Source organism: Thalassoroseus pseudoceratinae (assembly GCF_011634775.1).
In the GTDB taxonomy this organism is placed as follows: Bacteria; Planctomycetota; Planctomycetia; order Planctomycetales; family Planctomycetaceae; genus Thalassoroseus; species Thalassoroseus pseudoceratinae.
Genome location: NZ_JAALXT010000002.1, coordinates 135,377 through 154,477, shown reverse-complemented (window position 1 = coordinate 154,477; position 19,101 = coordinate 135,377). Strand labels below are relative to the sequence as shown.

Here is a 19,101-nt window from a genome sequence, read left to right as displayed (position 1 = left end):
CCCGAATCGAGCCTTCACGTTTTTCATAACTTCAACTGAGAAATAAGTTTATCACCCTTCATCACCAAGAACGAGGTCTTGGAGTTCATTTGGGATTTGCGAATCGAACAAACTGGATTCAGGAATCGGCAAACGCGATCGGAGTTCCTCAACCAGTCGACCGATGCGTGTTGCCTGTGGAAGAACCTGGCCAATCATCCCGAAGAGTGTCTGATTTTCGGGCGAATCCGGATTAAACCAAATCGCACGGATCACTCCCAAATGGGCAACGCTCGGCCATAATTCCGCCGGCCGGCCGTCGGGTCGCATAACGTCGAGCATCACGAGATGAGCGCCTGGTGCCCGCTCCATAATTCTCGCCAGCCGCTGACTTTCATAGTGCTGAGCCGAAGTTCCGTTGGATGGGTTGATTCGCGTGGTGAGTGCGAATTGGCCGGCGTGCATGGTCCGTTCGATCCCGCGATAATACAGCAAAATCACATCCAACGACGGTTCCTCGCCATTCTGCATATGGACACGGCGTAGACCTTCAATCAGGTAGCTATTGAATTCCGATGGGTCGAACTGATCAATTAACGGTTTGTACGGAATCACTTTATTGAATGCCGGTGCTTGATCGACCGTGACCTGAAACGCTCGCTTAGCGTCAGCAATGAACTGGTCGCCGTTCTTTTCATTCAAGCCAACCAGGAACATGTGCAATTTCTGACGCGTCTCGGGATTTCGGCAATCGGTCACGAGAATCGCCGGGTGATCGGGTGCGTCGGGAAGTTCCAAAACGATGCGGTTGAAAGACTCACGGTTTAAGATGAAGTCCGTCGAGAATGGGATTGCACCATCAGCCGCATTCTGCCGAAGAACCGGCACGGACTTTTGCAGAAAACCATTGACCCAACATTTGATCCAGAACTTATTCTGGAGTCGGCCTTGGTCGTCTGCATTCGTCGGCAAAACGAGACGTCCATGCAATCGCCATCGGGGTGTTTCGGGTGGAGATTCCAACGCGAGAAATTGCCCGTCCCCTTCCGGCGTCAACGTTTCGGAACGATCGGCCGAAACCAGCTGATCAATTACGACCCGCACCGCTTGATGCACGACGGAAATTCGGACTTCCCGCTGATCCATGCTGCCATTCTCATCCACCACGAGTAACTCGACCCGGTTGGACGCCTGATTGAATTGCAACGTCGGCTTGAAAGTGTATTTGTTGTCCACCGGCAACGGGACATCTAGGCTCAGGTAGGCTCCTCGATTGTTCCGAATCTGAACACGGTCCAGTTTAGCTTCGGTTTCCACGGTGAATTCGAAGTTCGGGGCGTAGGTATCGACCGTTGTTTCCCGAGCGAATTGAAGTTGAATCCGAGGCGGCGGCGGGAGTGGTCGTTCCCACTCAACTTTGGTCTGCACGGTGTTCTGCAACGCGCCGTCTTCGTTCCAGATCATCAATTCCAATTGATTCGTACCTTCAGCCAACGGCACGCTATCAATCGACACTTGCCATTCGTCCGGTTTCTCGGTGGCGGCGATTTTCACATGAGGATCAGGTTCGTACTGCGGAACGCTATCGACCAAAACATCCTGGTTGTTTCGAAGTTGAAGATGAACCAAAGGCAACTCCGATCGCACTCGCGATGTGACCGTTGCCATCGGATTCGTCCCCGTCTCGGCTGACAATTCCAGCACACTGGGCAAACGAAGTACGCGAACTTCCACTTCATTCGACAACCGTTCCACACCATTCGGTCCAATCAACCGAACGGTCAACAAGTTGCTCCCAGCTTGAAGTGGAACTTCTTGTGCCAACGTCGTTTTATCTTTGTTGGCGGTCTTTCGCAGAGCCTTACCGTTCTTGAGAATCGGTTCGCCAGCGTTTTCAAATTGCACATCGAACGCGACGGGGGCGGGTTTATCGAACCGAACTTGCACCGGCACCGCTGACGGTTGGTCTCCTGCGATGATCGCTCGTAACGCTTCCGCCACCTCGATGCGAATTTTCGGCATCTCTGGTGACAATTCGAGTGGTGGTGGATCACCGGGCACGGGTTTTCGACGCGGAATGCCCGCCCGTCCAACGCGAATGGGGTTGGGATCTCCTTCGATTTCCGGTCGCCCGCTGATGACTGTCGGCCCCGATCCTAATTTCGCCGCGTCGAACTTCGCTTCCCATGCACCGGTCATTGTCTTCGACGGTTTGAATTCGCCAAGCCGTTTTTTGCCGCTATATAGACCGAAACTCCGCACACGTCGCGGATCGACATTGGGCAAATCGAAAACAACGTTCGTTTCACCCTCTGGAATCGCAACGTGCCCGTGAGACCCAGACGGTAACAAATCCCCATCGGGACCGATAAAAAAGATGTCGCCAGCGGAAATTTCCGGTTTCGGGGGCCAAATATCCGGCGGACCATCATTCTCGATGAGAGCTTTAAACAGACCTGTTCCGTAGAACTTGGGACGGTATTGGGCGATTGGTACGAAATCGGCGGGTTGGTCGGCGTTCTGGGTGTTGAAGTGCCAACCGACGAGCTCCTCGAACTCCTGGTTATTCGATTCGAACGGACCGACCGGACTCCACCCAATCCACGGTCGGCTTTCCAGCTCAGCATTCGCATTGCGACCAAAGAGCAAGGAAAACAATGGTTTTCGTTCATCGACCGCTTGACCAACTGTCACCGTTTTCTGTTGGCCAGCATTGTCCCCACGACGGATGGAAAGCGTGAGCTGCGTGCCGGGTTTCAAACGCGACACCAACCAATAGAAGTGTTGAGCCGTCGGGAACGTGCGATCCTTGCCGTGGACCACCGCGTGTTCGATGACGTCGTCTTCTTGCAGAACGGTTTTGATTTCCTCGGGAGTCGTCGACTCAAAGCGGTCAATCACGAGTGTGCCATCACGCATTGTGGCCACCACCCCGGGGAGCAGTCCGAGTTTTCCAATCGTTTCGGACAAGTCTCGTAGCGACCACACGCGAGTGGTTCGGTCATCGGCCACGGAGGCCAAAAGTTGGCCATTCTCCTCGAAGCTCAACCCCTGAATTAACGCAGAGTGCCCGAAGAAACGTCGGACACGTTCGCCGGTCTCTGCGTTGTAAATGTTCAAGACCGGCTCACCGAGACGGTTGAACGCCACCGCCAACAGAGCCGGTTGGTTGTCGATTGGCGGCACGAAAGCATGAGCAGTCATTTTCAAGGAATCCGGCCATGCCACGGTCGCAGACTCGTTGTCGGGGGATGTTACGACAACCTTCGCAGGCTCGGTTTGAGCGACCTGCCAACCTTTCGGGGCGGCACTTGCGGAATCCCAATCATCGACGACGGGCTGATCGTTGTTTGGGTCATCCTTCGGTCCGGGGACCGTAAAGCCATTCGTCAAATTGAAATCGAAGGTCCAACTGAGAATGCCATCGCCCGATCCGTCCGGATCTTCCGAGCGAAGCCGAAGCCCGAGATCGCCATCTTTGCGAATGAACTCGACCGACGAATGACGAACAACCGACGACTTCAATACCTGATGGGGTTCGTTTCGGTTCCGAAGTAAATCGGCCAACAGAAACATCCGCACGGTGTCATCACCGTTCGGTGCCACCGCGATCACATCGCTTTTCCCGCTGACGGCACATGACGGACGAGCGGACAGACTTCCAATCGACACGAAATCCGACGCGATCTTCCACTGCGGTTGAGTAGCGTCGACGAGAACCATTTGGAGTTGGCCTGAGCGATGGAAACAGACGGCGAACACGTAGGTCTTGCCGTTACTGCGGAACGTTTGCACTTCGATCGGTGCTCGACCGTCTGGCAACGCAACTTTCGATGCGAACCCGTCGGCGGCGGTCCATGTTCCCAGTGCCCCCTGCGTACTTGTGACCAGTTCGCCGGTTGGAAGCGTGGCGATTCCGTAGGCGTTCACCAATTGATGCTTCGTGATTTGATTGTTCGCGGTGTTCCACACACGAACCGTATGATCCCCCCAAGTCACAGCGACTTTGGTGACACCTCGACGGCCATTGTTGAACACAGCCATTTGAAATGGCGGTTGTTTCTGGAATGTCGGCAGCGATTCGTTCACCGCGATACATTCCGAGTCTTGGACATTCCAAAGCCGCAATGTGCCGGCGAATTCGGTTTCCTGCCGATCGAACTCCAATGCCAGCGAAACCAACCGCAGAGCGTCTTCCCGCCCTTGGTTCACGAACTCCAACGAAAGAACTTCCCCACGCGTGCCCTTCAATCGCAATGTGCGACCGGTCTGCCGATCATGGGCAAAGATTACGCCCTGGGCTTCCAACTGCTCATCGGATTGAGCCGCTGCGGGCCACATCAGACCATCGTTGTCGTAGGCACTTTCGTGTTGTCCGAAACTTCGGCCGCCAACCGCCACCCAACGTCCACTCGGCGAAATGGCGATGGCGTTCAAGTTTCCTTGGCGACCGGGACCGATGGGAACTTCCAACAGATCCTGCGGATCGGCGGAAATTGATTGGGCTACCGCATCCCAATTCCAAGTTTGCACCCGCTTGTTCCAACCAACCGCGTGCAAATCCTGGCCATTTTGATCGAACCGCATGGCGTTAATCGCCAAATACGGAGAATCGGAATTCATCCGTAAAATGGGTTTGACCAATGGGTCCGCTTTTGGACCCTCTTGGGCGAGCAGACTCGTCCCCAATGTGACGAGAGTTACGAGGGTGACGAAACAACGCATTTTCAACCTCGCCGAGTTGCAAGACCACCAAAGTGGTACGAAAGAATGGGAAGTGAACCCACGGATATCATATAGTGGAGCATCCGCGCAGACAATTTCCACGTCTACACTTAAAGATACCGGTTTTCATTCGGACGCGGACAGGGAAACTTGACTCACCGGAAAAGTTCCCTGTCGAATTGAATCACGCGGTCACGTCATTTATTCGCCGGCAAGAATTGAATCGCATCAACAACCACGTATCCATCCGTTTCGTCCGTGTTGATTTGCACCCACGCGTTCGCGGCATCGAACGTGTACGTTCCCAGGCTGACGAATACGCCGTCGATGTCGGGCTTTTGCCGTTCGTTGACCGTACGCAGAGTCGTTCCGTCCGCATGATGGATCGCAACGGGCACGTTCGTGGCACGATTGTTGTTCGGAGCGTAAGACATCCGGACTTCATACCGACCGGGTTTCAATTCCGCTTTGAAGACAACCGATTTTTTGCCCTGCTCGGTGTTGTCGTTGTGAATGTATCCAGCATCGACAAAAGCACGGTTCGTCGAAGACGATTTCCATTGGCCGGTTTTTTCGGCTTGCCGATCGTCGACGACGACACCCGGAAGTTTCCGAGAAAGAATCGCATCGGGATCGGTCAGTTCCAGCACTTGCCCGTCTTTCAGGAGTCGTTCCCGCAGTTCGGGGTAGGGCACTTCTTGGACGGCAATCGCTTGATCGATCGCCATACACGCCGCCGTGGCTGCGGATTGGCCGAGAATCATGAAGACCGGTTCCATCCGGATGGATCCAAAGGCGATATGACTCGACGACACACACACCGGCACGAGCAGGTTCTCGCACTGTGACTTCTTCGGCACCAACGATCCGTAACTGATTTCATAAGGACGCGGCACATGCACGCCGATGTCGCCCTCGTTCTGCACATAGCCGTCGGGTTTGATGTATCGTTGCACGTTATGTGAATCGAGCGTGTAAGAACCCATCCCGACGGAATTCGGCGTAACCTTCTCATCAAGCACGTCGTGTTCGGTCATTACATAATCCCCGATCATCCGACGGGCTTCGCGGACGTAAATTTGATGCGGCCAACCACCGTTATCGGTGAATTCGTCTTTCGCCAGCCCCCACTTGGCCATTTTCGTGCGAATCTCGTCCGGCACCCGCGGATCGTTCGCTAGGAAGTACATCAACCCTTTTTGGTAGTCTTCATGTTCTTTGATGATCTCCCGTCGGCGTTCGTAGGTCGCTTCGGGGTAATCGTAGTTTTCACCGATTTTGTCGGTGCTGAATGGGCCGTGATTGTTGGTGTCGGTCTTGTGATTGGGGATCGGATCGAACTTGTTGAACGCCTGCCGCCAACCGCTTTCGAAGACTCGCACGAGCAACTCGTACTCATCCGGGTCGTAGCCGCTTGGTTTCGGAAACGGAATGCGGTTTTCATCGACGTTCGTTAAACACATCCGGAAACAATACGCCTGCAATCGGTGATCGCCTTCGCCTTTTTTGCCGGGTGGTTCGTCCGAAATGTGTGGCAGCAACCCGCTATCGGGGTCGCCGGGTGTGCGGTAGGGGGAGACGGGTTTCTTGAAGTGGTGACCGTGATGTAACACGCCAACTTGGACACCATTCCATTTTTCGTTGTAGACCGAATTCGCTTCCCGACCGACGTGGTAATCGACACCGGCCGCCGCGATCAAGTCGCCTTCGTAGGTGGTGTCGAGGAACATCTTTCCGACGTAAGTATTGCCGGACTTCATCGTGATCGACTGAATCCGCCCGTTCTTTTTCGTCACGCCTTTGCCGGTTGTACGGTCGAGCCATTCGTCTCGATGAACCGGAATGTCGTATTCCTCGATGTAGTCTTCGAAAATCGCTTCAGCGACGTGCGGTTCGAAAACCCACATCGTGCTGCCATCACCGTTCTTGCTAGGTGGGCTTTGGTTCCGATTGCCGAACTTGCTTTGATCTTCGAACGTCCAGGCGTCGGCGTCTTGGTAGTACTTCCAGACGCGATGATAGAATTGCCGACTGAGCCCGCCGATGGCGTCTTTCTTACCGGAATCGGTCCAACCAAGACCGCCAGACGTCAAACCGCCGAGATGTTTATCCGGGCAAACGATCAGAGCGGACTTGCCCATCTGTTTGACCTGCACCGCAGCCGTCACGGCAGCGCTGGTGCCACCGTAGATGACGACATCCGCGGTGTATTGGTCTGCAGCGACGGCCGGACTGAAATAGGTCGCAACAACAGCGAACGCGAGTAGAAAACGCATATTGTCCTCGATGATCGGATGGAATGTGTATCCCATCCTTTTACCAAATCAATCGAGGTAAATGAACTCGTTGAGGTTCAAGACCACCAAGCAGAAGTATTTCAACGACTCCGCTTCCGAGAGAGCCTGCTCGGTGTCGAGCTTTTCGATCAACTCCACGCCCCATTCGATTTCCTCAGGTTTCGGCGGTCGTGACAATGCCAACGCCAACGCCACGCGAACTTGCTCGCTGCGATCATCACCGGCTTGGTGACGCACTCGCGACGCAAATTTCTGTGCCTGACCGTTCAGGAATTCCCCGTTGAGCAAGTTAAGCGCTTGAGCGGGTTGCACGGTCACGAAACGCACGGGGCAGGTGTTGTCGGTGTCGGCGACGTCGAAATCGGAGAGCAGTGGCGTCACGAGCGACCGTTTCGCGTGAATATAGATGCTGCGTCGGGCTTGCTCCTCGGGGGGAGATTTCCCCCAACCGGCTCCCGGTCGCGATTGCCCTTTCAGCACCTCTTGAGAAATCTGCGGATAGATACTCGGCCCGAACATCTCGGGATTGAACACGCCCGTGACGACGTGCACGCTGTCGCGGATTTCCTCGGCGGTCAATCGTCGCATGTTGAACCGCCAGAACAAATCGTTGCCCGGATCCTTCGCCAGCCCTTCCGCTGTGGACTGCGAAGACATTCGATAAGTCGACGACAGCAGAATCTCTCGATGAACCGCCTTGAGATGCCAATCGTTCCGGATCAGTTCCGCCGCCAACCAGTCAAGCAATTTCGGATGTGTGGGCGGTTCGCCGAGCAAACCGAAGTTATTCGGACTCTTGACGATGCCACGACCGAAATGGTGCTGCCAAATGCGATTGGCCATCACGCGGGCGGTCAGTAGGTTGTCGTCAGAGGCAATCCAATCGGCCAGTGCCGTCCGACGACCTGACGACCGGGGGTTCGGTTCAATCTTCGGTTCGGTATCGCCAAAGATCGACGGAAACGAAGGCTGCACCACATCACCAGGTGCGTGCGGACTGCCACGCAGCAGAATGTTCGTGGCTTTCGGTTCGCGATCCACACGGACAACGGCCATGGCCGACAATCGGTCCGGCAACTCGCGATATTCCCGTTCCACTGACGCCAGACGTTCTTTGAGCGATCGGTAATGCGTCCAATCGTCGTCACTAAGATGCCGCTTGAGTTTCATTTTCAGAACACGCTCGCGGCGTCGGCCTTCGGTTGCGCGTTGATCCTCGGCGGACATTTTCACAATGCCCTTCTGCTCGATTTCCCGCATCCGTTCGACCAATTCCGCCTTTTTGCGATCGAGTGCTTGGTACTGCTTCGTCACCTCGGGCGGCGTGATGTCCCACTGGCTGTTAGAACGCTCGTCGCCACGACGACCGTACTCACTTAACCCACGGAAGAACGCCAGGAAACTGTAATAGTCGGCCTGCGGAATTGGATCGATTTTGTGATCATGACAGCGAGCACATCCCACCGTCAGTCCCAAAAACACCTCGCCGGTGGTACGGACGATGTCATCGAATTGATCGAATTTGTGCAGCAACGGATCGGCTGGTTCATCGTCCCACAAACCGAGTCGGTAATAGCCGGTGGCAACAATTTCCTCCACGGACGGTTCCCGGACTTCATCACCGGCCAACTGTTCGCGAATGAATTGGTCATAGGGTTTATCGTCGTTCATCGAACGAATGACGTAATCACGATACCGCCAAGCATTCGGTTTGGGATTGTCGCGTTCGAAACTGTTCGTCTCGGCATAGCGAACAAGATCGAGCCAAGCCCGCCCCCATTTCTCGCCGTAATGCGGTGACGCAAGCAGCCGATCGACAACGGTTTCGTATGCGGTCGGGGAATTGTCGGCGAGGAATTCCGCGAGTTCCTGTGGAGTTGGCGGCAACCCGGTGAGGTTGTAGGTCACGCGTCGCAGCAACTGAACTTTATCGGCGGGGTCTGCCGGTGTGAGGCCAGCCGACTCCAACCGCGAGAGCACAAACGCATCAATCGGCGAGGACACCCATGCAGCGTTCTTGACGGCAGGAACTTCCGGTCGCGTCGGTGTCTCGAACGCCCAGTGCTTTTTCCATTCCGCTCCGGTTGCGATCCACTCGCGCAACGTTTCGATTTGCGATTTCGTCAACGGCTCACCTTCGGGCGGCATCCGCAATGATTCGTCCGTCTCCAGAATGCGAGCGAGCAACTCACTCTCGTCCGGTTTGCCAGGAATGACGGCATGCAAACCGGTCTCGGTTTCTTGGACGATGCCTTCACGGCTATCCAGCCGCAACCCCGATTCTGCCGTCTCGGGACCATGACAATGAAAACAACGCTTCGCCAAAATTGGCAACACTTCCCGATTGAAATCGACCGTCGGCTCGGCTTGATCCTGAGACCATACCGACCCCGAAACCATCAGGTATGCAAAACAAAGAATGAGAAAACGCATTGGCAAACTTTCGTTTTCAGCCGATAATAGACAGTTGCTGCCGATGTTCATTCCGTCGTTCCAAGTGGTTGACAGCCATGAGTATCACCGATATCCAAACCCCACCGCAATCCATCGATCATACATCGAACGGGATGCGTCTCACCGCCGAGGAATTCGATGCACTCGAAGAATGGGAACCAGGGTTTCGTTATGAATTGATTCATGGAGTACTAATCGTGACCCCACCCGCCGGACCAGGTGAGCGAAGTCCGAATGACGATTTGGGCTTCTTGTTGCGTAATTTTCGCGAAAACCATGCGAATGGATTCCTTTTGGATGAAACACTGCCCGAACAGGAAATTCGCATAGGCGACAATCGACGCCGTGCCGATCGGGCTGTGTGGGTTGGTCTTGGTCACCGTCCCGATCCTTTGAATGATGTCCCCGCCATTGCAATCGAATTCGTTTCGGCATCCAGTCGTGACCGGCATCGTGATTATGTGGAGAAGCGAGACGAATATGCACAAGCCGGCATCCAGGAGTATTGGGTCATCGATCGATTCCGTCGCGAAATGACCGTCTTCCGGGGAACGGCCGAAGTTGTCGTGGCCGAGAACGAAATCTATTCGACACCACTGCTACCAGAATTCGAGCTTCCTCTATCCCGCTTACTCGCGGCCGCCGACGACTACCCCGAGTCAGTCAGATGATCTCGTGAATTGGTTCGACATGCTCGACGCCCACAAGTTTCCGATCCAAACCGGCGTAGAAATAACTCAACTGGTTCGGATCAAAGCCCATTTGATGGAGCACCGTGGCGTGGAGATGCTTGACGTGCAGCGGCTTTTCGACGGCTTGTGAACCAAGTTCGTCGGTCGTGCCGACGCTCACGCCGCCTTTGATTCCACCGCCGGCCATCCACATTGTGAAGCCGTAGGAGTTGTGATCGCGACCGGTGCCCTTGGCATACTCCGCCGTCGGTTGGCGACCGAATTCACCGCCCCACACAACCAACGTGGAATCGAACAGCCCGCGGTCTTTCAAGTCTTGGATCAGCCCGGCAATAGCTTTGTCCGTGCGACCGGCGTGATAATTGTGATTCTTCTCCAAGTCGCCATGGGCGTCCCAGTTCGCATCGTTGTGGTTGCCACCGGAGTACAACTGCACGTACCGCACACCCCGTTCGACCAAGCGTCGTGCCAGCAAACAGCGGCGACCGAATTCCTCGGTCTGTGGACTATCTAAGCCGTAGAGTTTTTGCGTCGCTTCCGTTTCCTGCGCAAGGTCCGCCGCTTCGGGAGCGGACCGCTGCATTTGATAAGCGAGTTCGTAACTACTGATGCGGGCGGCTAACTCCGTGTTATCGATGCGGGTCGAAAGGTGCGAGTTGTTCGCCTGACTCAGGGAATTCAACAGCGTCCGCTGCACTTCTTCCGACATGCCCCGCGGACGCTTGAGGTTCAGAATCGGAGCGCCCTCGGCTTTCATGGTGGTGCCCTGATACGTAGCAGGCATGTAGCCACTGGTCCAGTTTTTTGCACCGCTGATCGGTCCACCAGTCGGGTCGAGCATCACGACATAACCGGGCAGATTTTCGTTCTCGCTGCCGAGCCCGTAAGTCAGCCAGGAACCGAGTGTCGGATGGCCGCTCTGAATGTTGCCCGAGTTCATCATCAGCATGGCCGAGCCATGAATCGGGCTGTCGGCGGTCATCGAATTTAAGAACGCGATGTCGTCGACTTTCTGAGCCAAGTGCGGGAACAAATCACTGACCCACTTGCCGCATTCGCCGTACTGCTTGAACTTCCACTTCGGCTCGACAATCCGGCCCTGATTCTTGTGCCCGCCGCGACCAAAGGTTTTGACATCGACCGTTTTGCCGTCCATGCCGTTCATGGCGGGTTTGTAGTCGAACGTGTCGATATGGCTCGGCCCACCGTACATGAACAGGAAGATGACCGATTTCGCCTTCGGAGCAAACTGCGGCGGCTTCGGTGCCAACGGATTGACGTATGGTGTCACCCCGTCCGCTGCGACGGCTTGATTCGAGAGAAACCCGTCACCGGCCAGCATCCCGGTCATCGCCACTGACGCAAATCCACCGGCAGCTTGATGCAAAAACTCCCGACGTGTGCGGCCACAGAACGTATTTCGCGGTGTCATCGTCAACGGCTCCCCAGGTAATCCGCGTTCGATTGATCAATCAAAGCGGCAACCATTCAGATTCGACTTTCCTCACGAATTCTAACATTCGAGGAAGATACTCTACCATTCTGGGAACAAAATCGCAGATGACAATGAGAAATAGCGTAACCGTTCTGAGATATATTGTCAGGGGCACCATATCCCAAGGGGAAATGTGTGCCACAGCAGGAATTTGCATCACGGCGAGAGCACGATTTCGTCTCGGCGAATTTGGTTTCGACGTGACATGAAACATGCCTACGCCAAGAGGGCTCCTACGATCAGCCAGCGAGCTGTGAGCAGCGTGAGAACCAGACAAACCCACCACGAAGCCAATTGAGCGATGCGACGCTTCCAAAGGACTGCCATCACTCCGAGTCCGAACAGAGTCAGTCCAACCTTGAACGCGACCAGCAAGTACGGGTTGTGAACGAACTCGGCGGCGATGGGGTTGGTCTCTCTCATCGCACCAGCATCGATGGTCAGCAATGTCAGGATCAGATCGTGAAGTGAAAACAGTCCGGCTAACCCAAGAGACAAATAGATTTGGTTTCGGACTGCCGTTGACGATTCCAACGAAGGATTCAGAGACGGATGCGATTTGATCAGATGCCCAAAGGCACCGACACACAAAACCATTGCCAAGATGCTTAACGGATAGTTCCAGCTTTCTAATCTGCGGACAGCTGCAATCTGCTGTCGTCCTTTCGCTTCGACCAACTGTTTGTCTTCGATGGTCGCCGTTGCGCGGGCGGTGAAATCGTCGGTTGCCTCGAAGTTCTCGATCAACTCCTGAACGACCGGACGCAATTCCTCTGAAAACTCTTGCACCCACGCAGTTGGATCAGTTGGGGCATCGTCTCGTCCGCTCAAAACGCTCAACAGTTCCAATCCGAGTTTATCTTCATTGAGATAAATTGTCGGCATCCCCTCCGATACCAGCAGGACTCCTTCCGAGACTTCGAGGAACAACTTCAATCCAGAACCAGCGCCGCCTCGACGAGTCTGCCAACTTGGCGTTCGTCGTCCGCCACGGCCAAAACGCCCATAACCTGCAAATCGACTCGAAAAGCTTTCGATAACATTCGTGGGCAGTTGATGATCGTTGATTGTGATGCTGTCGGCCGAACTTTCGATCGTGTAGGGAGGTGGCAGGTACTTGCCGTTCAAGAAAACCCAGCCGCCTTCGATTGGCTCCTGGGTCGTCCATTCGTCGGCTTCCACGTCTTGCTCGTACCGCACGTTTTGACGTGGCGACCAACCGCCGGATTGCGTGTTCTGACGAAACCCACGTCGCCACGTCGGTGACCAAGAATTGGGACCGCGTGGCCGCTCCTGCTCGACGGCATCATCATCGTCGTCAACGCCCGAAGATTCCAACTTGGCCGTCGGCGGTTTATCGGCCAAGAGTTCGCAAGGGATCGCTATCACAGAAGCCCACATCAGAACACGGATGGTCAGACTGCTGAAATAATTCATGACAACCCTTTGGATACAAACTCGCCAACGACAGTCACCCAACAACACGTTGCCCGCACGAGATCACACGTGGCAGCGCGGACCGGTAGCCCCTCAAACCAATTGGGTCGAGTGACTAAACTTTGCCCCCATTACAGAAATAGGAAGGCTCCGCGCGTTGTTTGATCGAGACTTCAAAACACACGCCCGTCACGCTTCACACTCCCTCTTCAAGCAGTATGAAGTTGACGCTCGACAAGAACTTAAACACCCCACTTTGCATGGGGTTCTTGTCGAAATTCGGGCGGCGCTAAAAAAGATGACATTTCACCATGTCACGCGGGACATCGACGACAACCTCTGCGTCACGAATGTGCCAAGGCTGGCGAGTCACTCCTCGTTCCGTTGTTCCGCGGCGTCGAATCCCGCTGGCATCAGTTGCACGACGATGTCCTAAACACACCAATCGAGATTGAAGATCAGTTCTTGAGCTTCCGTCACGCGGGGGATCAAATTCCGCTAATCTTCGAGGGCGATGAAGGCCTCTCCGAAAAAGACTTGCCCGTGTCCACGCAGACGCACCCGGGCGTCCTGGCCCCAATCAAGTTTTTGCAATTCGGTTTGGATTCTCGCCGGAAGTCCTTCCGTTCTTTGATGGTCCACTGATCGAAGAGCGCCGGGTGCCACTGGCTCTGCCAGTGGCACCCCGAGAAACAACTTCCGCCAGTGCCGCCCAGCCGGGAGACATACATCAAGAAGAAACATCATCCGAAGTACGCTAATCGACTTAGAAAACCTGGCACTGCTTTATCGGTCGATGACTTGGTGAAACGTGGGCAGTCATTTGCAAATAGTAACGACTATTGGAAAAACTTTCGGAAGGGACTGTCAATTAAAGCTGGAATAGTGGCGGGCCTAGGTGCTGGTATCATCACTGACAACGTAGAAGCAGCAAATTGTATTCTTGCAAACAAGAAACTCAAGCAGGCATATGTAGCCTTGAATCAAGGCCAAATTGCTCGTGCACACAAGTTGTTAACTTCGGAAACCTCAAACTCGATATACTTAGATCTCCTCGAAGAATTGAGTACTGCTCAGCCGGCCTTAACTTTAAAAAAATACGTCGACGGACTGTTTTCTAGAATGCAGAATGGATGCTTCAACTTACTGACGCCTTGAATGTCCTAAATGTTGCTTGAGAGAGTATCATGTCGTCATTTGAACTTGTCCCAGCGAGGATATGGATACATACAACTGAAAACTCAAGCGTTCAGTTCATTGCCCCAGTCATCCAATCCCCTAAGTCTGACTCCTTCATGTTGTGTACTTCCGACGCAAACTTGGGTTGGGTCTCGAGAGATGATCCACCTATTAAGATGCCATGCATCCAATTTGATGAGGAGATCCAAGCCCTCAGCTTTTGTTACGGCAAAAATCCGTTTATGGCAATCGCCACCGAGCAACATGTGGGATGGGGCAAATTTGAGTCAGGAGCTATTAAAGACTTCGAGGCTCAACAAGTCTCAAGCACACCATCTGGATGTGTCGCACGTGCCAGTGGAGAGATAGTTATTTGTCTAGCTTCTGGAGAAATATGTTCCATCAAGAAAAACAGAGGTGATTTAACCACTTCACGTGTAACGGATGAACCACTCTTGTGTATAGAAGAAATACAGTGGGGAAATTGCAAAGCAATCGCTGTAGGTGATTTGCTCGGATATGTTCATATCGTCGATTACAAGTTGCAGCCAATTGCTGAGCCACTTCGCATCTCTACTGATCCGGTCCAGTGCATTTGCTCATTGCAAGAAGGGATCTTTTGCTTCGCAACATCTGGCGGTGAAGGTGAAGCAGAATTGGCTATTTACAACGGTGCGATAAAACAAGCGATTGCTCGACACAGAACACCTTTTTCTGTTATTTCGATGGACTCACTTCTATACAAAAGTAATCGAATACTGCTTACATTAGGTTTCATGGGAGAAGTCGGTCTTGTAGACATATCAAATAGAAAACGCAATTGGATGCTCCAAGACTCACCTCATGAACACGGGGTACCGCACGCTGTTTCATGCTCGCATGACGGCAGACACGCAATCACTGTAGGTTCTGAAGGAAATCTCGTGTTTTGGACCATTCGTAGTGAGGTTTAACTCGGTAGTCACGTAGGGTGCGTCACGACGCCGAGTGCCACTGGCTCTGCCAGTGCAAACCAAGAATTGCCCCCAACTCGTGAAGCACTGGCAGAGCCAGTGGCGCCAGATTGATCGTTTGATACGGATGCCGATCAGCGTTTACACCATTGTCGTCAAGGCATCTTCGGTATTCTTGCGGCGGCGACCGTACCAGAGTCCGAAGCCGAAGATCCCCACGACAGCGACTGCACAGGTGCCGCTGAACCAGTCGCCGGTTTGGACGTACCAACTTTGACGGGCATCGAGCGGGATGGGGGCGACCATCATGGCGTTCAGGGATTTCTTGAGCCGTCCGGTTTCGGGGTCGCGGCTGGTGGTGACTTCCCGTTTGTCGCCATCGAAGAAGATTTCCGGCTCCCGCACGACGCCATCACCATCGATGAACGCGGAGATGCCGGTGTTGACCGCTCGCACCATCGGCGTGCGACACTCGACCGCTCGGAATTGAGCCGTGATCAAATGCTGATCAAGTTCACTCGACCCCTTGAACCAACCGTCGTTCGTCAGATTAACAAGCATGTCGACCGGCTTCCCATCGGACGACGATTCCATGGTGCCTTTGACAATGCCGCGGACAAGCTGTGGGACCGTGTCTTCGTAGCAGATCACCGGAGCGATGCGGTAAGAGCCGAGCTGAAAAACCTTTGCGGATTCACCGGCGTCCAAACCGGAGCCGTACGGCGTGAAGGAACGCAACGCGGGGAAGACATCTTGCAGCGGGAAGTATTCGCCGAAAGGCACGCGGTGGAGTTTGTCGTAACGCGAGACCACGCCACGTTCGGGCAGTACATACGCTGCCGAGTTGAAGCGTTGCATCTTGGATTCACCGACCGCGAACGTATCGATGCCGATAATCAAGCCCGCTCCGCAGCGTTCGCAGAGTTCTTGTAGGGCTCCGTGAACCTGCCGTTTTCGCCAAGCTTCCACAGGAATATAGGGAGACGCTTCGCGAAGTTTCGTGTCGGATGCGTTGGCATCGGCTTCCAACAACGGGACGCGGTACATCGTTTCCGGCCACACAATGAGATCCGGATGTTCGCCGACACTCACGGCTCGACCGGTGAGCCATTCGTGCATCCGATAAATGCGTTCGCCTTCGTTCGGGTCGTGTTTGACACTCACCGGGAAGTTGCCCTGTACGAGTGCGACTCGCGGACCGTCCACGAATTTCGCTTCCGATCGTCGAACGATTCCGTACGTCAGCACACTGCCGAAAACAAGCAGCGTTGCAGCGACCGCAAGTGCCTGGCGTTTTCGTGTGGGTTCGCTAACGGCTTCGACACCCACACCTGGAGGCAACATTTTGAGTTTGTCGAACACTCGCACCGAGACCAAACCCGCCGCACACGCACTGACCATCGCCACGACGAAACTCACGCCGTACGCGCCAGTGATGTCGCTGATTTGGATCAATTCCACAAACTGATACTGCGTGTGCCCCAGGAAATACCACGCGAAACCGGTCATCAGCCGCGCCCGGAAAAACTCCAGTCCCACCCAGACCACCGGGACCGCCAACGTCATTGGCATTTGCAATTTGTGAACCGCCGTGCGGGAGAGCCCCACGAAGATCGGAAAGTACAATCCGAGATAGAACGACAACGCCACCCATGCGGGGTACATCATGACATCGCCGAGTCGCATCCATTGAAGCATCGCCAAGGAACTGACAAACCCACATGTGAGCGTCGCTGTGTACATCCACCGCGTTGGCTTTGGCAGCCGGATCAGCAGGCACATCGGCACCAACGCCCACCAGCCGAGGAATCCCCAATCGAGCGGGGTGAAACTGGCCCACATCAACACGCCGGTGATCGCGGAGAGAATCCATGCCCCCCGACTTCCCGCCAGCACCGGAGCTTTCCGCGCATTGGCGATGATATCCTCGACCGTCATCTCACCGCCTTTGCGGGGTTTCGGTGGTGCGACAGGTTGCACATCGGGCGAGGACGGCGAACTCGGAGTGGTGGACGGCATGGGTTCTTGGGGGGCAGTCGTTGATGGCATAGTCGTCCGTCCTTGGACAGGGTCAATTTTGTAGGGTACGTCGCGACGCACCCTACGGATTTACAAAAACCGTTCTCGCAGTTCCGGGGTGGGCATCATGCATTCGTCTTTTTTGCCAAACCAGCGGTACCGGTTGCGGGCGATGATTCCGTACACTCCGTTGCGGAGAAATCGCGGGACAATGCGGAAGACGGCCATCGCCTTCCACGGCCCATCGAGTTCCCCGGCAATTCGCAAGGCGGCATCGCTTTTGGTGTACGCTTTGCCGTCTTGAATAAGAATCATCGTCCCCGTTTGAATTGAGTCAAGACCATATTGCTCCTGCAACTCTTGCCCCGCCTCCGACTGAGCCGACGCAAACCGGAATTTCGCGTCTTTATCGCGGCGAATCACAAACTGCACCGATGACTCGCACAGGTTACATTCGCCGTCAAAAATAATGATGGGATGGTCGGTCATTGTGATTGTATTCGTAGGATGCGTCGCGACACACCATGATTCAGGAAGGTCTGCCCATTGCGGTGCGTCACGACGCACTCCACCATTTTCCGTTCAAAGTTGCACAAAACCAATGATGTCCCCCTGCTGATAACTCTTGTCGCCAGCGGGAAACACGGCGAGGGCGTTGGCGTCTGCGGTGGCTCGTAGGTCCGCGGAACCTTGCCACGGCAATGGGATGATGCGGGGACCGGCAACCGTCCAGTGAATTTTGGCTGGGTGATAGGTCGGACGGTCTCCGCTGTGCTGAAAGTTGATCGTGATTTGTCCGGTTTTCTGAAGCGGTTCTGGGTGGTCGATGTTCATCAGCCGTCGGATTGCCGTGCGGGCGAACAGTTCGAAACAGACCATACTACTGACCGGATTTCCCGGCAACCCGAATACAAACCGCCGGGATGCCCCGGATTTAACGTCTTTTCCATCTTCGTCCAGCACTCCGAACCAGATCGGTTTGCCAGGTTTGACGCGGACTTTGTGAAAGACCTCTCGCACGCCCGCCGCTTCCAATTCCGACGGGACCAAATCCAACTTGCCCGCCGAGACGCCACCGGAAAGGATCAAGATGTCTGCCTTCAATCCCTCTCGAATTTTCGCGGCCAAGTCTTCGCGGTCGTCTCGGGCAATGCCCAACGGCACGGGTTCGGCCCCCGCTCGTCGTAGTTGAGCACACAGCATCGTTTCGTTCGAGTTGCGAATTTGCCCTGGTCTGGGTGTTTCGTCGATGGGCACCAACTCGTCACCCGTTGCGAGGACAGCGACTTTCGGACGCCGATAGACCGACACCCGCGCTTGCCCCAACTCCGCCAACACACCGATTTCTTGCGGCCCCAGCACGCGTCCGGCGGGAAGAATCGTTTCGCCAGATTTCATTGCCGCCCCGCGACGCAGAATGCTCGTGCCGGGTGATTGATCGGTTGTTTCCAGGTGAACTTGGTTTGCATCCTCAGCGAAATTGGAATGCTCTACACGAACGACGACATCCGCTCCGTCGGGAATCGGCGCTCCGGTCATGATGCGGGTTGCCTGTCCCGCCTCGATCGGTTTCGTCGGTGTGCGACCGGCGGTGATTTCTTCGATAACATCCAACGTCGCGGTGCCCGATCTGACATCCACAGACCGCACGGCGTAACCGTCCATCAGGGCTTTGTCGAACGGTGGCGAGTCCTGCCCGCTGACGATTTCCTCAGCCAACGTCAAACCCAATGCGTCACTCAGCGGGCACGCATTGGGCGCGAACGATTGGACGTGTTCCAAGATGGCGGCCAAAGCCGCGTCGACGGTTAACATTGAGAACGTATTCGTTGAAGAAGGAACTTAGAACCGTGGCACCCGAGTGTTTTCGG

10 protein-coding genes are annotated in these 19,101 nt (G+C 54.7%); 2 read left to right on the top strand and 8 right to left on the bottom strand.

Features of this window, described 5'->3' with window-relative positions:
• Positions 1 to 51: 51 nt before the first annotated feature.
• The 3 genes from G6R38_RS06200 to G6R38_RS06190 form a co-directional block, all read right to left on the bottom strand.
• Positions 52 to 4,704: a WD40 repeat domain-containing protein gene (locus G6R38_RS06200; RefSeq protein WP_166821542.1), complete on the bottom strand. Its 4,653-nt coding sequence runs from the start codon at positions 4,702 to 4,704 to the stop codon at positions 52 to 54.
• Between the two features lie 197 nt (positions 4,705 to 4,901).
• Positions 4,902 to 6,980 carry an FAD-dependent oxidoreductase gene (locus G6R38_RS06195; protein WP_166821539.1) on the bottom strand — a complete coding sequence of 693 codons (2,079 nt, stop codon included), beginning with the start codon at positions 6,978 to 6,980 and terminating at the stop codon, positions 4,902 to 4,904.
• A 48-nt stretch (positions 6,981 to 7,028) separates the two neighbouring features.
• Positions 7,029 to 9,434, bottom strand: a complete 2,406-nt coding sequence (locus tag G6R38_RS06190) for a PSD1 and planctomycete cytochrome C domain-containing protein (protein ID WP_206028488.1) — start codon at positions 9,432 to 9,434, stop codon at positions 7,029 to 7,031.
• A 77-nt stretch (positions 9,435 to 9,511) separates the two neighbouring features.
• Here G6R38_RS06190 and G6R38_RS06185 point away from each other — a divergent pair, with 77 nt between their 5' ends.
• Positions 9,512 to 10,126, top strand: a complete 615-nt coding sequence (locus tag G6R38_RS06185) for a Uma2 family endonuclease (RefSeq protein WP_166821536.1) — start codon at positions 9,512 to 9,514, stop codon at positions 10,124 to 10,126.
• Here G6R38_RS06185 and G6R38_RS06180 read toward each other — a convergent pair.
• Positions 10,119 to 11,579 (bottom strand): DUF1501 domain-containing protein, encoded by a 1,461-nt coding sequence (locus tag G6R38_RS06180; protein ID WP_166821533.1) that lies wholly within the window; start codon positions 11,577 to 11,579, stop codon positions 10,119 to 10,121. The two genes, G6R38_RS06185 and G6R38_RS06180, sit on opposite strands and share 8 nt — an antisense overlap.
• A 279-nt stretch (positions 11,580 to 11,858) precedes the next feature.
• Positions 11,859 to 13,079, bottom strand: a complete 1,221-nt coding sequence (locus G6R38_RS06175; protein ID WP_166821528.1) for a DUF5658 family protein — start codon at positions 13,077 to 13,079, stop codon at positions 11,859 to 11,861.
• 1,355 nt (positions 13,080 to 14,434) lie between these two features.
• Between G6R38_RS06175 and G6R38_RS06170 the strand changes: the two genes are divergently transcribed.
• The gene (locus G6R38_RS06170) at positions 14,435 to 15,211 is read left to right on the top strand and encodes a WD40 repeat domain-containing protein (protein WP_166821524.1); all 777 of its coding nucleotides are present in this window, start codon (positions 14,435 to 14,437) and stop codon (positions 15,209 to 15,211) included.
• A 141-nt stretch (positions 15,212 to 15,352) separates the two neighbouring features.
• Here G6R38_RS06170 and lnt read toward each other — a convergent pair whose 3' ends face one another.
• The 3 genes from lnt to G6R38_RS06155 form a co-directional block, all read right to left on the bottom strand.
• Complete coding sequence (gene lnt, locus G6R38_RS06165) at positions 15,353 to 17,260, bottom strand: apolipoprotein N-acyltransferase (RefSeq protein ID WP_240928092.1); 1,908 nt, start codon at positions 17,258 to 17,260, stop codon at positions 15,353 to 15,355.
• Positions 17,261 to 17,320: 60 nt separating this feature from the next.
• Positions 17,321 to 17,719, bottom strand: coding sequence for a thiol-disulfide oxidoreductase DCC family protein (locus tag G6R38_RS06160; RefSeq protein ID WP_166821521.1), 399 nt, complete (start codon positions 17,717 to 17,719; stop codon positions 17,321 to 17,323).
• Between the two features lie 93 nt (positions 17,720 to 17,812).
• Entirely contained in the window at positions 17,813 to 19,045 is a 1,233-nt protein-coding gene (locus tag G6R38_RS06155; protein WP_166821518.1) for a molybdopterin molybdotransferase MoeA, read from the bottom strand.
• Between the last annotated feature and the right edge of the window lie 56 nt (positions 19,046 to 19,101).